We start from the raw sequence: 21064 nt of genomic DNA, 5'->3' as shown, positions 1-21064 counted from the left end.
TATTTTCACAACTTCTATATAGTCGCATACTCCTATCCTTAATACAAGATTAGATTATTATTATCAAATTTTAATGATAGTGTTAAGGTTAATTTAAGAATTGACCTGTATGATATAAATATAGATAGAACCTTCTTTAATATGAAAGTAAGTCCCCAATTATTTTCATATATAAAATAGCTCATGACTTGTGGTCATGAGCTATTTTGTTTTAAATTTCTAATAGATTTTTTTCAATTAAAGAATTAACTGCCGAACAAATTGCGATTTTCACATGGGCATAAGTTAAACCACCTTGAACATATGCAACATATGGAGCTCTTATCGGACCGTCTGCTGTTAATTCAATACTTGCACCTTGGATAAATGTTCCCGCTGCCATAATTACATCATCTTCGTATCCAGGCATATAATTTGCTGTTGGCGTAAAATGAGCATTGATTGGCGAAGCCGCTTGAATTGCCTGACAAAATGCAATCATTTTTTCTTTATCATCAAATTGAACAGATTGTATTAGATCTGTTCTTACTGCATCCCATGAAGGGTTTGTGTTCATTCCAAGCTTTTCTAAAAACGCTGCAGTAAATAATGCACCTTTTAAAGCTTGACCAGTAATATGTGGCGCCATAAAAAATCCATGATACATATCTTGTAACGCATAAAGAGAAGCTCCAGCTTCACGTCCAATCCCTGGAGATGTTAAGCGGTAGCCACATTTTTCGACTAAATCTTTACGTCCTACAATATAACCACCTGTTTTTGCAAGTCCACCACCAGGATTTTTGATTAATGAACCTGCCATTAAATCTGCTCCTACATGGCATGGCTCTAGTTTTTCAACAAACTCTCCATAACAATTATCTACAAAAACAATGATATTTGGATCAATTTCTTTTACAAAATCAATCATCTCTTTAATTTGTTCAATTGTATATGAAGGTCTTGTTCCGTAACCTTTTGAACGCTGAATACCGATTACTTTCGTATTACTTGTCATTTTATTTGCTACTTTTTCATAATTAATCCGTTCGTTATTTACTAATTCGATTGATTCATATCCAATCCCAAAGTCTTTTAATGAGCCATTTCCACTTTCACCACGAATTCCTACGATTTCCTCTAAAGTATCGTATGGCTTCCCGGTAATATATAAAAGCTCATCCCCTGGTCTTAGTACGCCAAATAAAGCAGTTGAAATTGCATGAGTTCCAGAAATGATTTGTGGTCTCACTAAACCAGCTTCTCCACCTAAAACATCAGCAAAAATTTCCTCTAATGTATCTCTTCCAATATCATCATAACCATAACCAGTTGTTGGGATAAAATGACTATCACTCACTTTATGCTTTCGAAAGCTTTGTAAAACTTTGAATTGGTTATATTCAATCACTTCGTCAATTTCTTTATGGGCTTCTGAAATTAATTTTTCAACATCTTCCACTAATGGTGCAATTTTTTCCCCGTTTGATAAAAATTCTAGCATTGATTATTGCTCCTTATATATTCTATATCTTTTAACTGTATCATAAATTGAATGTTCCTTGAAAACATACCCAGAAATTTGATAGATTTCTGCATCTTCATTAAAATTGATTGATTCAATCATCGTTAATTTTTTGATTTCATGAATCAATTTACCCTCGTATGCTGGTACAAACGCTTCAAAATGTTCCATATACTGCTTACATTCAAATTCAATTCTATAACGTAATTTACTTAAATCATCTTCATTTAAAGCACTCATTTCAATAAAACCTTCAGATGGGGACGGTACAAAGTCCTCATGAACTTGATCTATTTTATTATAGACAGTTAAAATTGGAATATTTTTAACATCTAAATCATTCAATAATTTGGAAACTGTAACTTCATGGCTTTTATAATTTTCATGAGATGCATCGACAACATGAAGAATGAAATCTGCTTCTGTAGCTTCTTCTAACGTTGAACGGAATGCTGCAATTAGTGCAGTTGGTAAATCTTGAATAAAACCTACTGTATCTGTTAATAAAGTTGTCATACCATTTGATAAAACAAATTTTCTTGTTGTTGGATCTAATGTCGCAAACAGTAAGTCTTGTTCATACACATCAGATTTAGTTAGTCGGTTAAATAATGTTGATTTTCCTGCGTTTGTATAACCTACTAATGAAATATGAAACATTTCATTTTTCTTACGTCGCTCTCGATAACGCTTACGATGCTCAACGACAATGTTCAATTGCTGTTTAATATCATCAATTCGTTTTCGGATATGACGACGATCAGATTCTAGTTTTGTTTCACCAGGTCCTCTTGTACCAATACCTCCACCAAGTCTTGATAACTCTGTACCTTGACCAACTAGTCTTGGCATTAAATATTGTAATTGAGCTAATTCAACCTGCAATTTACCTTCTTTTGTTTTCGCTCGTTGTGCAAATATGTCTAAAATTAATTGCGTACGGTCAATAACTCTTTTTTCTAATCTTGCAGATAAATTACGTATTTGAGACGGAGTCAGTTCATTATTAAAAATAACAACATCTGGTTCTAACTCTGCAATTGCTGCCTCTAACTCTTCTAATTTACCTGTCCCTATGTATAACGCTGGATGATATTTAGTTCTTTTTTGTGTAGTAATTAAAACTACCTCTCCATTTGCCGTTTTCGTTAGTGATGCTAATTCGTCCATTGAATAATTAAAACGATCATCATCTACATTCTGAAGCTGACATCCAACTAAAATGGCTTTTTCTCTCAATTCATTCGACACAAAATTCCACCTTTTCTTTAACCAATTCTAAGTAATTAAATCTTCTTTACTCTTAACTGTCTCTTTATTATAATGATATCTGGACTATTTTTCATCTTTTTATTCAGGGCGGGGGAATTGCTTTTTGGAAACATGGGAGTTATTTAGCATTATTGGTACTATTTCCTTTGCATTAAGTGGTGCGGTAGTTGCTATGGAAGAAGACTATGATTTATTTGGTGTCTATATACTAGGCTTTGCTACAGCCTTTGGTGGCGGTGCATTACGTAATTTATTAATAGGTTATCCAATTAACTATTTATGGAATCAAACAACAAATTTTACAATTGCGTTAGTTGCAATGACAATTATTTTTTTCTTTCCGCAAATATCAAATAAACCATTTAAAAAGTTAGATATTTTATTCGATTCAATCGGTTTATCCGCATTTGCAATTCTCGGTGCAAATTATGCCATGGAATTAAAATTACCTGTTAGCGCTGTTATTGTAGCATCTGTCTTAACTGGAATTGGTGGCGGAATCGTACGAGATTTACTAGCAAAAAGAAAACCAATGGTATTACATTCAGAAGTATATGCCTTTTGGGCAATACTTGTAGGCGTTTTAATTGGTAATAAATTTGTTGATACAAATTTTGAACTATTACTATTATTCATTGTTATTGTTCTTCTTAGACTATTATCTGTACATTATAATTGGAGTCTACCAAAAAGATCATTTAAAGGCTCTACAGTTAGTTTAAACGAATCAAACACTCAAAATTTAAATTAAATAAATAAGTCCAATAAAAACAAACCTTTTAAAATGATGGTTTGTTTTTTTATTTTAAATAGAATGTGACTTTGTTTTAGCACACTTATGATTGGGTAAAGTATCATTCTAATTTGGTGCAAAAAAAAGCTTACTGTAATTCAAATCATTTAAATGATACAAATCTTCCAATTAACTATAAATCCTCTCCCCTTTAATATCTTTGTAAATTAGTTGACAAACAATTTACGTTGTTAATCACATATTTCATTAACATGAAAAAACAAACCAAAAAAAGCGTTTGATTTGTTCACATAATTTACCTATACTTGCCAACACTATTTTAGAAATTTATTTAAAGGAGGAATTTCATTTGAAGAGATATAATATAACAACCCATTCAGTCGAAACAATAGATGAATTTTTGCTTCCAACTAATGATGAAATTCTTTGGTATCACTTCAATAATAAATCTTTAGATGAGTTAACTACGGTAATTCAAGGTTTAAATATTCATCCTTTAGCAAAGAAGAAACTTCTACATAGTGATCATAAGCCAAGAATAAATGTTTTTAAAAACGAGGCAATACTTTCCTTATATGCCTTAACTAAGTTATTTAAACCAACAAAAATAAATATTCTAGTTTGCAGTAATTTAATTATTTCATATATAGAAAATCACGAAATAGATCTATTCAAATATGTAACGCAAGAATTCGATCAAAATTATATTAAAGTAGACCATGCTGGTCATGTTTTATATCAAATTTTCCATGAAGTTATTGAGAAGTTCCTTATTTCAATTGATCGATTTGCAAATGACATTGAAGAAATTGAACGAGACTTATTTAATGATCCATTTCGAAAGGATTTAGATCAGAAAATTTTCAATTGGAAAGTTCAACTTCAAGATTTAAGACAGCTTGTAGAACCGCAAGTAAATGTCATTAACCAAATTGTTGAAGCAGATTTTCCGTTCTTAAGCCAGGATGCAGGTTTTTATTTTAGTGAATTGAAAGAGAATTATGAACGTATTATTAATGCCCTTGATAATTTTAAAGAAAGTATGGCAGGCATTATAGAGCTGCAAATGTCTTTAAAATCTGACCGTACAAATGATATTATGAAAACTTTAACACTCATAAGTGCTATTTTTTTACCGATGTCTTTTATCGCAGGTTTTTATGGCATGAATTTTGTAACTATGCCTGAGTTAAAATGGAAATATGGTTATTTATATTGTATTGTCCTCAATATTTTAATTGGGGTCATTATTTCAATTTATTTTAACATTAAAGGTTGGTGGGGTCGAAAACACCAAATAAAATAGCTAATCAATCAATTAATCGAGTCGATTTTGTCTGAAGTAAATAAGTCTTTTTCTTCGATTCTCATTAATATTTCTCGATTAAATTCGGTCTCAGATACTAATCTTGTAGCTTGAGTCCTAATCGATTTTTCAACTATATTACGAACAAATCGCCCATTGCTAAAATGAGCACGATTTTCAAGTTTTGCCTTTTGGATAAAGTCTCTTAATCGGTATTCAGCTTCCCGAGATAGAATATATTCTCGGTCAACAAACATTTTTTTTGATATATCTAGAAGCTCCATTACAGAATAATCCTGGAATTCTAAAATAAATGGAAATCTTGATTTTAGTCCAGGATTCAAGCTTAAGAAATAATCCATTTCCGAAGAATAGCCGGCTAATATCAGAACAAAGTCGCCATGTTTATCTTCCATATGTTTAACAAGTGTATCAATCGCTTCTTTTCCGAAATCTTTTTCCCCACCACGGCCTAGTGAATAAGCCTCATCAATAAAAAGAATGCCTCCATTTGCTTTTTTTACTAAATCTCTAGTTTTTTGAGCAGTGTGACCAATGTATTCTCCGACTAAATCAGCTCTTTCTGCTTCGATTAGGTGGCCCTTTGACAATACTCCCATTTTTAAAAATAATTGACCAATAATTCTTGCAACAGTCGTTTTTCCAGTTCCTGGATTCCCTTTAAACAACATATGCAGTACTTGTTTTTCGGCTTTTAAGTTTAATTCTTCTCTTTTTTTATTAATAAATATCCAAGCATAAATTTCATGAATCATTTTTTTTATTTCGTCCATACCTATTAAATGCCTTAATTGATCTTCTATTTCAATTAATAACTCATGTTTAGGCTGTTTCACTGTTTCGATACTTGGATTTGGAGAAACCTCTCCCCTTTTCACTGTATTAAGTACAACATTTATTTGGCCGTTATCTTTTAAACGAATTGGTTGCTCCAAACATGACACCTCTCTTTATTCTGTCGAACATTTTTTAATATCTATAGAAAGCACACCACGAGAAACCTGAAACCTCGTTACTGTTCGTATTATGCGCTTTTGAAAATATTTTACTAAATTAAGTTTTTACTATTATATGTACGAACAATTAATTTCAAAACATTTATTCTATAGACTAACTTTAAATTGGATAAGATTGCTAAATTTTACTAAATTCTATTAACTAATTTGATATAATGAGAGAAAAAGAGAAGAGTTGATAAAAATGACGATCCCAAACTTAACAACTGCTACTTTACCTGATGTCATCTTGCAATTTGCCTCTCATTTAAATAGTAAGGGAAGAAAAGAATCGACTATTAAGCGCTATTGCTATGATTTAGAAGAATGCTTCCGTTACTTTAAAAAAGTTAATGACAGTTTTAGTACATTACAAGTTCAAAATTTTAATGATTATTTCTATTATTTAACATCTGAACGTGGATATAATGAGAAAACGATGCATCGAATTTATGTCGTTCTAAATCAATTTTATAAATTTTTACATTCTAATAATTCATCAATCGAAAATATCATTCCATTCACTAACTATTTAGCTGGTCCTTCACGCGCTCTTTCAACGGACGATTTTATCTCAGAAGAAGAAGAAAAAAAATTACTATCAATTGTTCAATCCACGACCGATTTGTCAGAAAAACAATTAAAAGCTAGATCATTTTTAATGGATCGTAACGAAATTATGATACGTTTTATGCTTTTTTATGGACTAACTTTAAAGGAATTAATTGATTTACAAATGAGAGACATTAACTTCGCTTTAAATGAACTTGTTGTCCATAGCAAGGAAGGTATAAAAAGAACAATTATTCTCACAAAAGAAGATCGAATACTATTATATAATTATTTTGTCACGATACCCGAGCCTGTAAGACCTCACTATCATTCAACTCATCCGCTTTTTGTTGCATTTGATTTTAACCGCATGACATTCCATTGGGTTTACGATACCGATTCACCGAAAGCACTAACTGAAATTGCATTTCAAAAAATGCTTAGGTTAGAAGTTAAAAGAGCCGGGCTTAGAAAAGGACTTTGCTCCCAACATTTAAGAAACACTTTTATTCTACGAAAAATAAAAGAGGGATTATTAGTGGAAGATATTCAGCAATTAGTTGGATTGAAGACCTCAGTTTCTTTAAAACGATATTTTCAATATTTTCAAGAAAATGAACGCTCAAATAAAAAGGAGTTATGATTTCGATCATCATAACTCCTTCCTTTTAAGAACTTGTATTTAGTTTAGCTTTCATCAGTTCTGCGATTTCTTTCGAGGAATATTTTTCTTCATTTTGCAAGCTGCAATCACTTTTTCTCTTCTCTAAAACGTATGATTTTGACTTAATTTCTTTTTACCTATTAACTCTGTTACTTCAATTTTTAATCAAACAATTCCTGAAAGTAATTTTTCACCATACTCTGTGTGATCTTCGTATTTCCATGGTTTTGATTGTCTTTTTTCAAAATAGTCGGATGTTTTTAAACCGATTTGTCTCATTTCATCCTTATTTTCAATTGTTGTTACTTTTCCATAATCATGGATTGCTGTATAGTTCCAAATTGAAACTATATTTTTTTCTTCATACCATGAAGCAGATACATATGCATGTGGACCTGGAAAGATTATTAAACAGTCCTTTCCATTCATCGTTTTCGATTGAGGATTTGGCTTAGCTCCATGGTAATCATCACTAAATTCTCTTGCGCTTCTTGAATGATAAATGGTAAATGAGTTGCTTCTATTTTTGTCTCATCATTATTTGATAATAATATCCCGAAGCTATTTTTCTTCATTTCAGCTATTAATTGATTAAAATTTGATTCTCTAAATTCTTTTCGAACATACATTAATCCCTCTCTTTAGTTTACATAATATAATTATCTATAATAAATTATCTAGTATAATTAAAAAAGAACATTGACCATAAGATCAATGCTCTTTTTTCAATTTATTTTACATTTCAATTTGTACATTTTTAGATGGTACAAACGTTGAAATTGCATGTTTATATATTAATTGTTGTTTACCTTCAACATCTAACAATACCGTAAAGTTATCAAAGCTTTTTACTTTACCTTTGATTTGAAATCCATTTAGTAAAAATACTGTAACCGCTAGATTGTCTTTACGTAATTGGTTTAAGAACTGATCTTGAATGTTGATTGATGTTTTCATGTCCTTTTCCTCCTCTTCTACCTCTACATATATTTATTCGAGATGAAATAGCCCTTTCCTTCAAGTAGAGCTAAAATTTCCAGTTTTTTTATATCAAAATTGTGTCCATCCATATCAAACCAATGGATGCTCATTTTATTTCTAAACCACGTCATTTGCCTTTTTGCATATCTTCTTGAGCTTTGTTTAATTAAATCGATTGCTTCCTCTTTTGTTAAGATACCATCAAAATAATCGTAAAGCTCTTTATAGCCAATCGCTTGTACAGATTGACAATTTCGAATACCTTTGTCGTAGAGCATTTTTGCTTCATCTACTAGTCCTTCTTCCAACATTAGATCAACTCGTAAATTAATTCGATTGTATAGTAGCTCTCGATCCATCGATAATCCGATTATTTCTGCATCATATAAATACTCTGGCTCTTTTTTAAATGCGGTCTCTGAAAATTTTTGTCCTGTCAGTTTGAAAACTTCTATTGCACGGATTACTCTTCTGACATTATTCATATGTATTTGCTTTGCACTTTCTGGATCAATTTCTGTTAATTGATCATGTAATGCTTTATTCCCAAAGGCCATTGCAAAGCCCTCTAATTGGTTTCTTAAAAGCTCATCACCTTCTTGCTCAGCAAATTCATATTTAGTTAATACACTTTGGATGTATAATCCAGTACCACCAACAATAATTGGAATTTTACCTCGATTAGCTATTTCATTAATTTTTTCTCTAGCTAAAGTTTGAAAATCAGCAACTGTAAAAGAATCTTTTGGGTCAAGGAAATCAATTAAATGATGAGTAATCCCTTCTTTTTCTTCTTCTGTAACTTTAGCTGCTCCAATATTTAATTCTTTATAAACTTGAGTTGCATCGCCATTAATGATTTCTCCATCAACAGCTTTTGCAAGTTCAATACTTAGTTTTGTTTTCCCTACTGCTGTAGGACCAACGATGACTATCACTTTTTGCATATTTACCATTGTAATCACATATACGCCTTTCTATACAACCTTTTTCCTTACTTGTCTTACTAATTTTGAAAGTAGTTAACTCTTTTTATTTATACCATATTTATACAAAAATTCCAATGCGATGTGAATCAATTCACAAATTTGAAAGAAAGTGTTTTCATTTGAATAATGACAATTACAACTTGTACATACCGCTTCATAAAATACTGTTAAAATGGGATAAAGTCTCCATTCTATCAGTCTTTTTGTAATACTACCAAATATATGTGTAAAGAAGAAATATTTATAGAATTCTTCATCTTCACGAATGAAAAGATTTTCATAAAAGAGAGCTGATTAATGAAAACCTATGAAAACGCATTCAACTCTATTGAATAGCGTTCATTATGCCTATATGATACCCATATAAGTTTAACTTACTTCATTCATTACAACTTAAGGGGGTCATCACAAATGAAAAAAGCTTTTGAAAAAGCTCAGCAATTCGGTAAATCGTTTATGCTTCCTATTGCCGTTTTACCTGCTGCTGGTTTGTTACTGGGAATCGGGGGTGCACTGTCAAACCCTAATACGGTTTCAGCCTATCCATTTTTAGATATCACATGGCTGCAGAATATCTTTACCATCATGAGTGCAGCCGGCACTATTGTGTTTGCTAACTTGCCCATTATATTTGCCGTTGGGGTAGCTGTTGGTTTAGCCCGTTCAGATAAAGGAACTGCGGGATTAGCTGCTATGATTGGATACTTTGTTATGAATAATACCATCCATGCGTTACTTTCTATAACCGGAGACCTGGCGAAAGATAATTTGGCAGGAGCTGGGCAAGGGATGGCCGTCGGGATTCAGACAATAGAAACCGGTGTATTTGGCGGTATTATCATTGGGATTGTGGCAGCTTCGTTGCACAATAAATACAATAAAATTCAGTTGCCTCAAGTTTTAGGATTCTTTGGTGGCTCACGCTTTATTCCTATCATAGTTTCGTTTGTTTCGATGTTTGTAGGAGGCATTCTATTTGTGATCTGGCCTTACTTCCAAGATTTAATCAATCAGCTCGGTTCGATTGTTACAAGCACTGGGTTAATCGGAACCTTTTTCTATGGATTTATTTTACGTATGCTTGGACCGCTTGGCTTGCACCATATTTTCTATCTTCCATTCTGGCAAACTGCTCTTGGCGGTACGCTTGAGATTGGAGGAAAAATAGTCAGCGGTACGCAAAATATCTTTTTCGCCCAGTTAGGTGACCCTTCTACGAAACACTATTACGAAGGGATATCAAGATTCATGTCTGGCCGTTTTATTACAATGATGTTTGGTTTACCAGGTGCCGCACTGGCCATCTATCATTGCTCTAAAAAGAAAAATAGAAAAGTAGTAGCGGGAATTTTGTTATCAGCAGCGTTAACGTCTTTCTTAACTGGAATCACAGAGCCACTTGAATTTAGTTTCTTGTTCGTGGCACCGCTTCTTTATTTAGTACATGCTATTTTCGATGGTTTAGCTTTTATGATGGCAGATATTTTCAATATTACTATAGGACAAACCTTTTCAGGCGGGTTTATTGATTATATTCTATTTGGTATTTTACAAGGTAACGACAAAACAAACTGGATAATGGTTCCAATTATTGGGATACCATGGTTCTTCTTATACTACTATACTTTTAAATTTTTAATTAGAAAAAAGAACTTCAAAGTTATTGGACGCGAAGACGAGGAACAGGCTACAGAGCAAGTTTCAGCTACAGAGCGTGCTAAAACGATTGTAGTAGGATTAGGAGGAACGAATAATATTGATGTTGTCGATTGTTGTGCGACTCGACTGCGCGTAACCATTAAGGATGAATCCTTGGTAAATGACGATGTCATTAAAAAAACTGGATCAAAAGGGATTGTGAAAAAGGGTACGGGTGTACAAATTATTTACGGACCTCAAGTTACCATTGTAAAAAACGAAGTAGAAGAATTTCTAGGTCATTAATAAATAATAAGGACGTGCTTTGAATGCATAAAGTGTTAGAACAGATCAAAAACGGATTAATCGTTTCCTGCCAAGCTTTAGATGGGGAACCGCTGCATAGTTCATTCATTATGGGACGTATGGCATTAGCTGCAAAGGAGGGAGGCGCCGTTGGCATTCGGGCCAACTCCGTCTCAGATATTGTAGAAATAAAAAAACAAGTAGATCTTCCTGTCATTGGCATCATCAAGCAAGTATACAGTAATTTTCCTGTCTTTATTACGCCAACGATGAAAGAGATTGATGCCATAGCTCAAACGGGTGCCGAAATCATAGCGACAGATGCAACGAATCGACTCCGACCTGATGGCAGTGATTTAGAATCGTTTTATCAAGAAGTAAGAACAAAGTATCCTCACATTCTCCTGATGGCTGACGTCTCTTCGGTTGAAGAAGCTATTTTTGCCGATGAGTTAGGGTTTGATATTGTGGCACCGACATTATACGGATATACAGAAGAGACAGATGGCTTAAAAATCGATGATCATGACTATGCAGTCATTAAACAAATCGTCAAAAAAGTGAAAAACGCAAAGATTATAGCAGAAGGTAATGTATCAACACCAGAAATTGCCCGCTCTGTGCTTGATATAAATGTTCACTCGGTCGTTGTAGGCGGTGCGATTACAAGACCACAGATCATCACACAAAGATTTGTGGATGCAATACAAAAATAAGATAAGCTAAAAATAACTCAGGCGCTTTCCCTGGGTTATTTTTAGCTATTTGTTTTTATTAGAGGTTAGTTTAGTTAAGAATTTTTCATACTCTCGAACAATGTAACTTAAAATAAGGTTATAATTGTTATTATGAACAAACGATTAAGAGGAGAAAGCATATGGAGTATCTAGGCGAGAACCTTCTTCATGGTATAACCTGTACTATGGATAAATTCACAACATCTGAAGCCGAATTAGCAAAATATATTATCAAAAATCCTCATGAAATCAGTCAATTATCAATTAGTCAAATTGCGAAAAAAATTCATATTTCGCCGGCTACAATTACCCGTTTTTGTCAAAAGATTTCTTTTACAGGATTTAATCAATTTAAACATGAATTAAAACGATATATCGATTTAAAAGATAAACCATCAAAGGCTAGTGACATTAAGGAGATTGATTATTTTTCTAATCTCTATCAAAATCATTTAGAAATCATCGAAACAACCTTTCAGAAAATGAATTATTTTGATATTCAGCAAGCCGTTATTCTTTTAAATAATGCTCAAAGAGTTCATGTTTACGGGATTGGCAACTCAGGGATTGCAGCTCAAGAGTTTAAATGGAAGTTTTTTCGGATTGGCATTCATGTTGAGTCAATTACAGATCCACATCAAGCATTGATGGATGCAGCATTAAGTACAGACAAGAGTCTCGTCATTGGCATTTCTGTTTCAGGCAAAACGAAAGAAGTCATCAACGCGATTAAAATTGCCAAAAATCAGGGAGCGGCGATTCTCGCAATTACAAGTGATAAAACTTCTGAACTTTACCAGATAGCAGATGTACCCCTTCTAGTCATGAGTAAAAGCAGTATGCATATGGGACAGAACATCTCGCCCACCCTGCCGCTTTTTCTGCTTTTTGATTTAATATACACCGAACTTGTGTCAAAAGACTATATGAATCGGCTTCAGATTAGGGATAAGACTTTGAAGGCTTTGGAGGATATTTGATGAATGATAATATATTCCCACCTTATGAAAAATGCATCTGCTTTCCCAAGCAGATGCCCTTTTTTTAGGCGTCACTTGGTTAATACAAATTTAAAAGAAAGTGTTTTCATTTTAAATTTGTCAAAGTAAACTATAAGTAATCTGAAGAAAAACGAGGTTATACTATGCCTGATTGGTCTTATCATACAATTTTTAAACCAATGCTCTCAAAGCTTCCTTCTAAAGTTTCAAGAGAATTCATTCATAGTAGCATGAATATAATTTCAACTATGCCATTTGGTCCGAATCTAATCGAATTTCTTGGTCATTTAAATTCTGGCAGTTCCCTTGAAAACGAGATTCATAATTTGAAAATTAAAAACCAAATTGGATTAGCCTCTAAGATTGACCCCTATCTATCTGGCACAAATGCTTTTATGAATTTAGGTTTTGGTGTGATTGAAATTGGACCGATCTCTATACACGACACTACTACAAGCAAAAGTCCGCTCATTGACTTGAAATCTAATCAATTAATCGGAACAGAAGAAAATAAAGTATTAACACTAGTACAAACAGTTAATAAACTTTCAAAAATACATAAAAAGCTTCCCATTTTTGCGAGAATAGTTGGGAGTTTTGATGAATTTAAAATGATTGAATCAAGGCTTTCAGATTTTGTTGATCTATTCATCATTGATCTTACTTTGTCCGGAGATTTAGTAAAAAATAACTGGGTTTCTACAAAACCTATTTGTCTATCAATTTATTCAGATGAAACAGATGTTTTTCTTTTACAAGAAAATTATCCATTCGATTCAATATTGATTGAAGAACTTCCAATTGCTACTGATTTAGAGCAAAAAAACAACTTAATAAATACAATACATAAATTAAAATCAAATCAGTTTGAGAAACCAATTTTTACAAAAGGCGGAGTGGTTGAACCGATCGATGCAATTGAATTAATCGATAGCGGAGCATCATTAGTATTTTTGACTCATGGATATGTGCTTAGTGGTCCTGGTTTACCAAAACGGATCAATGAAGCAGTATTGCATAGAAGAAAAAAAGCGATGACTAGTTTAAATGAAGGATGGATTTGGTACTTTTTATTTGGACTTTTCATGTTTTTAGGAGGATTACTTGCATTATTTATTAGTTTAACTTCCATTCTCCTTCCATATGATGAGCACTTTTTAACGATTAATCGTCAGTTAATTTTACAGTTTAATGATCGAATTCTCCCCTTTATGTCACATGATCGGATGACACTTTCTGGGACGATTATGTCAGGTGGAATATTGTTCATGTCATTAGCCAGAAATGGTATTAAACATCATTATCATTGGGCAAAGAAAGCAACTGACACTAGTGCGTTCGTAGGTTTTTTAGCGATATTCTTATTTATAGGATATGGATACTTTGACTGGTTACACGCTTTATTTTGGATAGTTCTATTAATACCATTCTTAATTGGTCTTTTTAAAACAAGAGGTATCAATCGAAGTCCAGAATCAGAAAATTTAACAAATAATAGCGTTTGGAAGATGAGTTTAATCGGTCAATTATTTTTTATCATACTAGGATTTTCGATTATAATCGGAGGTTGTATTATTTCCTTTGTAGGCGTCACTACTACCTTTGTTAAAACAGATTTAAATTATTTATGCATGTCACCTTCAGGGTTGAATGCGTTTAATCAACAACTAATACCTGTTATCTCACATGATCGCGCCGGTTTTGGAGGTGGGTTAGTAAGTGTTGGCTTACTAGTACTCATGATTTCTTTATGGGGGTTCAGGCAAAATCAAAAATGGATTTGGTGGACATTAGTGTTTGGGAGCTTTCCTGCGTTTATAACTGCGTTTGCAGTCCACTTTATGATTGGGTATACAGATTTTTATCATCTATTACCACCAATCATTGCAAGTTTGTTTTTATTGATTGGAGTCTCTACAACTTATAAATTTTTGAATTTTACTAAGAAAAGAACTAGTAATAATATAAATCTTGAGTTAAATAAATTTTAGGAAAATACAAATCTTGTTATCTTATCTAGAAACATGATTCTAATAACCCCTATTCATTTATGAATAAGGGGTTATTTTATTATTTATAAAAAAGTCAGTTTCTACCTTATAGAAAGCGAGTTATTAAGAATTGTTTTTTAAGAATAGTTATCGATGGCTACTTTGCCTTGGTCTTAATTAAAATGGATTAGTTTGGCAATTAGGTCTAATCTAAATAGGAAAGATGTTGTTTTTAGTATTTTTTTCTTTTACCATACTCAATTGTACTTTTGTCAAGATGGTTATTTATCTTTAGGGGGCACTTGTATTACTTAGGTAAAATACCTATCTTCTAAAAGATAATGATATAATCCAAAGCACGAATAGTATTTTAGAATATCAATATAACAAATGGACAAGATCAATAATGTTTTTAATTAGGTTATCACGAAGAAGTTGTCAAATAGAAAAATTTTGAAGGAGAAATTGAAAATAGAATGGCTTGTACATCAACTTCAACCGTTTATTGAAAGAGGCTGGTTTAGTTCTATAGCAGCCACGGGAATTACTGTAAGTTTAATGTCCGACTTGTTTAATAATCACCCTGCCTTAATGATTGGTACCCTAAATCTAACATCAATGCATCTGAGCCTAATGGCAGTACATGTTGCTTACCTTGGAAATATCATTGGAAGCGATATTGGTTCATTGCTTATGCCGATTGGTCTTTTAGCGACTCTGATTTGGATGTTCGTATTAAAGCAATATAAAGTGCACATTAGTTGGGGCCAATACCTCCGTGTAACAACCCTCGTCATTCCTCCGACCGTAATTGCAACCATAGTATTATGTTACGCTTGGATTCACCTAATTTACGGTTAAGTAACTTTATTACCATTACGGTAAGCATTGATTAAATGAATGGGGTACTTCATGACTAATCAAAAAAAATAATCCATTCAGTTTCCCCACTTGAATGGATTAATCATAATTGCAGATTGATTGGACCGTGATAATTGAGAGCATGGTCTTTTTTTGTATTACCTATATTAAACTTATGTTAATAAATAAGTTATGGTCACAATAAGTTAGAATTTTAGAAGTTGTATCTTTCAATGAAAGATGTGTGTAGTTCCTTTAAAACTTCTTACCCTCTATGAGGAAGTATAATTCATGATTTAGCTTAATTACTTCCTCATGAACCCCTGAGGAAGGTTTTTAGTCATCCGTCCAAAAGAAGACTTTCTTATTCATCCTCTACTATTACATGTTTTTTCCGTAACATGTAATAAACAGGAAGTCCAATTAACGTTAAACCAATTCCCCAAAAAGCTAAAATAGTTTGCGTCATTAGTGTATTAACGACGATAAAGATTCCCCCAATTATTGCGATTGAGAGAACTAATGGTAAAAAAGGTACTCTATATGGCCTTTTTAGATCCGGTTCCCGTTTTCGTAAAATATAAACCGCAAAAAATGTTAGTGTATAGAAAATCCAAATGACAAATACTAACATGTCCGTCAATAAGTCAAATCCACCTATAAACATCATAAATATGGCAACAATTAAGATAAATAGACCAGCATTATATGGAATTCCAGTTTTAGATGATTTACCAAACCAACTACTAAAAGGAAGTTTTTGTTCTCTAGCCATTACATATGGAACCCTCATACCTGTCATTGTATAGCCATTAATTGTACCAAATACAGAAATTAAAATTCCTATCGAGACAAGTTTCCCTCCAAAATTACCGAATAAAACTTTCGAAACTTCAGTAGCAGGTGTAGCTGTACTAGCTAATTGCTCTGCGGTTAATACAAATAAAAAGGAAATGTTAATCAAAAGATACACTGCCATTACAGCAGCTAAACCAAATACAATTGCTTTTGGCAAATCATTTTTAGGATTTTTCATTTCTCCGGCTATATTTCCTACGAGTATCCAACCATCATATGCAAACATCGTAGCAAGCAAAGCTGAACCAAGTGCTGGCAAAAAACTTCGATCACTTCCGACCTCAACTGGAAAAAGCTGAAAAGTCACATTTCCTTCATGTAATAATCCAAATATGATCAAAATCGCCAGAGGTATAAGTTTACAAAAGGTAAAAAATGATTGAATACTACCAGCAGTTTTTGCTCCTAAGAAATTCATTAATGTGATAAAAATTGCAGTAACTACAGCAATCATCGTGACAATGAATTGATTAGAATTGGCAGGGACTCCAAAAATGGAAACTGCTTGTGTACCAAATATGATTGATAGTGCTGCAATATTGGCTGGAAAATAGATGATTGTTTGTGCCCACCCAAGCAAATAGGCAGTCAGATCACCATATGTGTGTTTTAAATAAGCAACCATTCCTCCTGTTTTTGGTATTGCTGCGGCAAGCTCAGCACCCGATAAACCAGCACAAATTGTAATGATGCCACCAATAATCCATGCTAATAAGCCTAAACTTGCAGATCCAGTCGCGCCATATACAGCTGTGGCTTTAAAGAAAACTCCACCACCAATTACAGTACCAATTACAGTAGTTAATGCTGCAATAAATCCCATTTCTCTTCTTAGTTTATTTTCCGACAATAGAATCACCCATTCTTCATCACTTTACTTCATTTCCAAAGAAATGTTCACAAACACTGGAGATTCTTTCTAGGTCAACATTTCCACCCGATATGATTGCGACTACTTTTTTATCTTTAATATATTTTGAAGCTTTACCTGATAAAATTACAGCAGTCGCTAAGGCTCCTGACCCTTCCACAACTGCTTTACCACGCTGTAGTAAATCCTTCATTGCTACTTCTATTTCTTCCTCACTTACAAGAATTATTTCGGTTACTAATTCTTTGACAATTTCATATGTTAATTTCCCTGGAACCTTAACAGAACAACCATCAGCTATTGTAGGAGCAGTATAGTTACTCACTATTTCTCCAGCGTCTACTGATGCTTTCATACCATGTACATTCTCTGCTTGAACGCCAAGAATGTCTATTGTAGGATTAAATGATTTCAAAGCAACTGCAATTCCAGAAATGAGTCCACCACCGCCAATTGGAACAATTATTGTATCCACATCCCAAAGATCATCTAAAATTTCAATACCAATAGTCCCTTGACCAGCCATAATGTAGATATCATCGTAAGGATGGATAAATGTTTCACCAGTTTCCTCTCGTACTTTAGCACAATAATCTTTCGCATCATCAAATGTATCACCGTACAAAATGATATTTGACCCGTACCCTTCTGTTGCTTCAACCTTTGCTTTTGGTGCAGTTGATGGCATGATGATTTTACTCTTAATATGCAATAGCTTTGACGATAATGCGACACCTTGTGCATGATTACCAGCTGAACATGCGATAATTCCTTTACTTCTTTCTTCCTCAGTAAGATGAGAAATTTTATTAAATGCACCACGAAATTTAAATGAGCCTGTTAATTGCATATTTTCAAGCTTTAAATAAACTTCTCCGTCCGACTTTGAAGTTAAATAAAATGATTTTACTAATGGTGTTTTTCGAACTTTCCCCTCTAAAAGTTCATATGCAATTTTAATATCTTTAATCGTTAAGGGTAATCCCTTATGGTCTAAATTATTCATCTTCTAACTTCCTTTTTTATCAGCATTTTTATTTACATTCTTGATACATGATAAGTTTGTGTCAAAGTACTAAACAAAATACCAAAAACAGGGATTAGGAAACAGAAGGTAAAATAAAAAGAAGGAGACATCTGTCTCCTTCTTTTTTAATTAAGCTTGAGTTACGTTTAACTTTGCAGCTAATTTATTTAACATATCTTCAGACATACGATCTAAATCAAATTTTGGATCGAAGCCCCACTCTTCTTTTGCAGCAGAGCTGTCAATTGAATTTGGCCATGAATTTGCAATTCCTTGACGAATAGGGTCAATGTCGAAATCTAATGTAAATTCAGGGATGAATTTACGAATTGATGCCGCTATTTGAGTAGGTTCAAATGACATCGCTGAGATATTAAATGCATTACGATGTTTAAGTTTTGATGGATCTGCTTCCATTAACTTAATAATTGCATCAATCGCATCAGGCATATACATCATATCCATATATGTTCCTTCACCAATAAATGAAGTATATTTCTTATTTTTTAATGCTTCGTAATAAATATCAACAGCATAATCAGTAGTACCTCCACCTGGTACTGTATCATAAGAGATTAAGCCAGGGAAACGTACACCACGAGTATCTACGCCAAATTTTTCAAAATAATAATCACATAATAATTCACCAGCAACTTTTGTAACACCATACATTGTAGTTGGACGTTGGATTGTATCTTGTGGTGTATTGTCTTTTGGTGTTGCTGGTCCAAATGCACCAATTGAACTTGGAGTAAAGAATTTTAAGCTTAATTCTCTCGCTACTTCAAGAGCATTCACTAATCCACCCATATTTAAGTCCCAAGCTAATGTAGGTTTTGCTTCAGCAACTGCTGATAATAGAGCAGCTAAGTGAATGAAAGTATCAATGTCATACTTTTTAGCGATCTCTAACATTTTTTCTTTATCCATTACATCTAGAATTTCAAAATGACCAGTTTCTAAAATTGGACTTCCTTCAAGACGGCGAATATCTGTCGCAACAACATTTTCAATACCGTATTCATTTCTAAGACGCATAGTTAATTCTGAACCGATTTGTCCAAAACAACCAGTAATTAATATTTTCTTCATTCCTTAGTCCACCTTATAGTAATAAAATATCGAAATTAATTTTTAAAATTATTTAATAACGTTTAATTCGCGACCAACTTTTTCATAAATAGCTAAAACTTCATCTAGCATTTCTTTAGTATGCGCAGCTGTTGGCATATTACGAATACGACCAGTTCCAAGTGGTACTGTTGGGAATACGATTGATTTCGCATAAACTCCCTCTTCGTATAAACGTTTTGAAAATTCTTGTGTAAGATTTTCGTCACCGATAATACATGGTGTAATTGGTGTTTCAGACTCACCAATATTAAATCCAAGTTTTGATAAACCAGCTTTTAAATAATCTCCATTTTCCCAAAGCTTTTCGATTTTTTCCGGTTCTTCAGACATAATACGAATTGCTTCAATACATGCAGCAGCACTTGCTGGTGTTAAAGAAGTTGAGAATAAGAAAGGACGTGCACGGACTTTTAACCAATCGATTAATTGTTGTGAACCAGCTACATATCCGCCTACAACTCCAACAGCTTTAGAAAGTGTCCCAATTTGGAAATCAATTTTATCTGATAATCCGAAATGCTTAACTGTTCCAGCCCCTTTACCCATAACGCCAGAACCATGAGCATCATCGATATATGTAATTAAGCCGAATTCTTCAGCAATTTTTACGATATCAGGAATATTTGCTACATCTCCATCCATTGAAAAGACACCATCTGCAATGTACATAACTTTCTCATATAAACCACAAGTTGTAGCTTCTTTTGCTTTTTCACGTAAATCATCCATATCTTGGTGTTTTACTCGAATAATTTTTGCCCCAGAAAGTCTGCAACCATCGATAATTGAAGCATGGTTTAATTCATCAGATAGAATTGCATCTTTCTTTGTCATTACTGCTGAAATAGCACCCATATTACAGTTAAAACCAGATTGGAATGCAATAGCAGCCTCTGTATGTTTAAATTCAGCAATCGCTTTTTCAAGTTGATCGTGGATATCCATCGTACCATTAATCGTACGTACCGCTCCTGCACCAACACCATATTTTTCAGTCGCTTCAAAAGCAGCTTGTTTTAAACGAGGATGAGTCGCTAAACCAAGATAGTTGTTTGAAGATAAATTTATAAATTGTTTACCACTAATTTGAATAGTAGCTTCGTTAGAACCTTCTAAAGAGTTAATCTCATTATAGAGCCCTTTCTCTTTTAACTCAGCTAATTGTGGAGTTAAAAATGCTTCTAATGTCTTGCTTGACATAAATACCAGCTCCTTAATTAAGTTTATTTATCTAAAAGGAGTAAGCCCCCATTTTATATCTATTATTTATTATTAAATAAATATAAAAAATTATCGTTTTATTATTTTCCATTTTTGTAAGAGAAAATTTTTTATGTATTGATTACAATATACTTATTTTGAGGCTTTCCGAATTCAATTATAAATCGGTTACATTGCATTAGGAATACTTTTATTCAAAATTTATTCGAAAAAGGTTGAATTTAATTTATTATAAAAATTCATATAATTCTAATATTATTCAATTTGTTTTTTTAGTAAAACATCTGGTGGTTAAAAATGGGTAAGAGGAGTAATATGTGGATTTAAGTTTGAGGTGCAAATAAATGATGAAATGCTGCAATAAACAGTGAACTGCAATTA

19 protein-coding genes are annotated in these 21064 nt (G+C 32.9%); 8 read left to right on the top strand and 11 right to left on the bottom strand.

Annotation, left to right across the window (positions count from 1 at the left end):
• Window positions 1-211 precede the first annotated feature (211 nt).
• Complete coding sequence (locus AB1282_RS15255) at window positions 212-1483, bottom strand: aminotransferase class I/II-fold pyridoxal phosphate-dependent enzyme (protein WP_056470280.1); 1272 nt, start codon at window positions 1481-1483, stop codon at window positions 212-214.
• 3 nt (window positions 1484-1486) lie between these two features.
• Window positions 1487-2755: a GTPase HflX gene (hflX, locus tag AB1282_RS15250; RefSeq protein WP_056470283.1), complete on the bottom strand. Its 1269-nt coding sequence runs from the start codon at window positions 2753-2755 to the stop codon at window positions 1487-1489.
• A gap of 124 nt (window positions 2756-2879) precedes the next feature.
• Here hflX and AB1282_RS15245 point away from each other — a divergent pair, with 124 nt between their 5' ends.
• Window positions 2880-3527: a trimeric intracellular cation channel family protein gene (locus AB1282_RS15245; protein ID WP_056470286.1), complete on the top strand. Its 648-nt coding sequence runs from the start codon at window positions 2880-2882 to the stop codon at window positions 3525-3527.
• A gap of 352 nt (window positions 3528-3879) precedes the next feature.
• Entirely contained in the window at window positions 3880-4836 is a 957-nt protein-coding gene (locus tag AB1282_RS15240) for a magnesium transporter CorA family protein (protein ID WP_429899440.1), read from the top strand.
• Window positions 4837-4844: 8 nt separating this feature from the next.
• On the opposite strand, the gene AB1282_RS15235 is transcribed toward AB1282_RS15240, so the two are convergent.
• Entirely contained in the window at window positions 4845-5792 is a 948-nt protein-coding gene (locus tag AB1282_RS15235) for an AAA family ATPase (RefSeq protein WP_056470291.1), read from the bottom strand.
• Window positions 5793-6057: 265 nt separating this feature from the next.
• On the opposite strand from AB1282_RS15235, the gene AB1282_RS15230 reads away from it, so the two are divergent.
• A complete protein-coding gene (locus AB1282_RS15230; protein WP_429899439.1) occupies window positions 6058-7047 on the top strand; it encodes a tyrosine-type recombinase/integrase in 990 nt (329 codons plus the stop codon).
• A gap of 186 nt (window positions 7048-7233) precedes the next feature.
• Here the strand turns inward: AB1282_RS15230 and AB1282_RS15225 are convergent, their stop codons facing one another.
• The 4 genes from AB1282_RS15225 to miaA all read right to left on the bottom strand — a co-directional run bounded on the left by AB1282_RS15225 (window position 7234) and on the right by miaA (window position 9011).
• Window positions 7234-7497 (bottom strand): FMN-binding negative transcriptional regulator, encoded by a 264-nt coding sequence (locus AB1282_RS15225; protein ID WP_429899438.1) that lies wholly within the window; start codon window positions 7495-7497, stop codon window positions 7234-7236.
• Window positions 7494-7697 (bottom strand): FMN-binding negative transcriptional regulator, encoded by a 204-nt coding sequence (locus AB1282_RS15220; protein WP_429899437.1) that lies wholly within the window; start codon window positions 7695-7697, stop codon window positions 7494-7496. The genes AB1282_RS15225 and AB1282_RS15220 overlap by 4 nt, the downstream gene beginning before the upstream one ends.
• Before the next feature lie 106 nt (window positions 7698-7803).
• Complete coding sequence (gene hfq / locus AB1282_RS15215; protein WP_056470298.1) at window positions 7804-8025, bottom strand: RNA chaperone Hfq; 222 nt, start codon at window positions 8023-8025, stop codon at window positions 7804-7806.
• 23 nt (window positions 8026-8048) lie between these two features.
• Entirely contained in the window at window positions 8049-9011 is a 963-nt protein-coding gene (gene miaA / locus AB1282_RS15210) for a tRNA (adenosine(37)-N6)-dimethylallyltransferase MiaA (RefSeq protein WP_429901156.1), read from the bottom strand.
• 438 nt (window positions 9012-9449) lie between these two features.
• On the opposite strand from miaA, the gene AB1282_RS15205 reads away from it, so the two are divergent.
• The 5 genes from AB1282_RS15205 (at window position 9450) to AB1282_RS15185 (ending at window position 15572) form a co-directional block, all read left to right on the top strand.
• Entirely contained in the window at window positions 9450-10982 is a 1533-nt protein-coding gene (locus tag AB1282_RS15205) for a maltose/glucose-specific PTS transporter subunit IIC (RefSeq protein WP_429899436.1), read from the top strand.
• 23 nt (window positions 10983-11005) lie between these two features.
• Window positions 11006-11698 carry an N-acetylmannosamine-6-phosphate 2-epimerase gene (locus AB1282_RS15200; protein ID WP_429899435.1) on the top strand — a complete coding sequence of 231 codons (693 nt, stop codon included), beginning with the start codon at window positions 11006-11008 and terminating at the stop codon, window positions 11696-11698.
• 161 nt (window positions 11699-11859) lie between these two features.
• Window positions 11860-12699, top strand: a complete 840-nt coding sequence (locus tag AB1282_RS15195) for a MurR/RpiR family transcriptional regulator (protein WP_429899434.1) — start codon at window positions 11860-11862, stop codon at window positions 12697-12699.
• 164 nt (window positions 12700-12863) lie between these two features.
• Window positions 12864-14711 carry a dihydroorotate dehydrogenase gene (locus AB1282_RS15190; RefSeq protein WP_429899433.1) on the top strand — a complete coding sequence of 616 codons (1848 nt, stop codon included), beginning with the start codon at window positions 12864-12866 and terminating at the stop codon, window positions 14709-14711.
• Between the two features lie 465 nt (window positions 14712-15176).
• Complete coding sequence (locus AB1282_RS15185) at window positions 15177-15572, top strand: ArsB/NhaD family transporter (RefSeq protein ID WP_429899432.1); 396 nt, start codon at window positions 15177-15179, stop codon at window positions 15570-15572.
• Window positions 15573-15936: 364 nt separating this feature from the next.
• Here AB1282_RS15185 and AB1282_RS15180 read toward each other — a convergent pair whose 3' ends face one another.
• From AB1282_RS15180 to AB1282_RS15165, 4 genes are all read right to left on the bottom strand, one after another.
• Entirely contained in the window at window positions 15937-17253 is a 1317-nt protein-coding gene (locus AB1282_RS15180; RefSeq protein WP_429901154.1) for an APC family permease, read from the bottom strand.
• 46 nt (window positions 17254-17299) lie between these two features.
• Window positions 17300-18307: a bifunctional threonine ammonia-lyase/L-serine ammonia-lyase TdcB gene (gene tdcB, locus AB1282_RS15175; protein WP_056470378.1), complete on the bottom strand. Its 1008-nt coding sequence runs from the start codon at window positions 18305-18307 to the stop codon at window positions 17300-17302.
• 150 nt (window positions 18308-18457) lie between these two features.
• Window positions 18458-19420, bottom strand: a complete 963-nt coding sequence (locus AB1282_RS15170; RefSeq protein ID WP_056470381.1) for an L-threonine 3-dehydrogenase — start codon at window positions 19418-19420, stop codon at window positions 18458-18460.
• Between the two features lie 48 nt (window positions 19421-19468).
• Complete coding sequence (locus tag AB1282_RS15165; protein ID WP_056470383.1) at window positions 19469-20662, bottom strand: glycine C-acetyltransferase; 1194 nt, start codon at window positions 20660-20662, stop codon at window positions 19469-19471.
• Between the last annotated feature and the right edge of the window lie 402 nt (window positions 20663-21064).

The organism is Gottfriedia sp. S16(2024) (assembly GCF_050473765.1).
Lineage (GTDB): Bacteria > Bacillota > Bacilli > Bacillales > Bacillaceae_G > Gottfriedia.
Note: the sequence above shows the minus strand (reverse complement) of the source record. Positions and strands in the feature narration are given on the sequence as shown.

Bases quoted from the DNA above. Each gene is read 5' to 3' on its own strand.
- AB1282_RS15255 (WP_056470280.1), bottom strand. From the start codon at position 1,483: ATGCTAGAATTTTTATCAAACGGGGAAAAAATTGCACCATTAGTGGAA.
- AB1282_RS15230 (WP_429899439.1), top strand. From the start codon at position 6,058: ATGACGATCCCAAACTTAACAACTGCTACTTTACCTGATGTCATCTTG.
- AB1282_RS15225 (WP_429899438.1), bottom strand. From the start codon at position 7,497: ATGAATGGAAAGGACTGTTTAATAATCTTTCCAGGTCCACATGCATAT.
- AB1282_RS15220 (WP_429899437.1), bottom strand. From the start codon at position 7,697: ATGTATGTTCGAAAAGAATTTAGAGAATCAAATTTTAATCAATTAATA.
- hfq (WP_056470298.1), bottom strand. From the start codon at position 8,025: ATGAAAACATCAATCAACATTCAAGATCAGTTCTTAAACCAATTACGT.
- AB1282_RS15205 (WP_429899436.1), top strand. From the start codon at position 9,450: ATGAAAAAAGCTTTTGAAAAAGCTCAGCAATTCGGTAAATCGTTTATG.
- AB1282_RS15200 (WP_429899435.1), top strand. From the start codon at position 11,006: ATGCATAAAGTGTTAGAACAGATCAAAAACGGATTAATCGTTTCCTGC.
- AB1282_RS15195 (WP_429899434.1), top strand. From the start codon at position 11,860: ATGGAGTATCTAGGCGAGAACCTTCTTCATGGTATAACCTGTACTATG.
- AB1282_RS15190 (WP_429899433.1), top strand. From the start codon at position 12,864: ATGCCTGATTGGTCTTATCATACAATTTTTAAACCAATGCTCTCAAAG.
- AB1282_RS15180 (WP_429901154.1), bottom strand. From the start codon at position 17,253: ATGGGATTTATTGCAGCATTAACTACTGTAATTGGTACTGTAATTGGT.
- tdcB (WP_056470378.1), bottom strand. From the start codon at position 18,307: ATGAATAATTTAGACCATAAGGGATTACCCTTAACGATTAAAGATATT.
- AB1282_RS15170 (WP_056470381.1), bottom strand. From the start codon at position 19,420: ATGAAGAAAATATTAATTACTGGTTGTTTTGGACAAATCGGTTCAGAA.
- AB1282_RS15165 (WP_056470383.1), bottom strand. From the start codon at position 20,662: ATGTCAAGCAAGACATTAGAAGCATTTTTAACTCCACAATTAGCTGAG.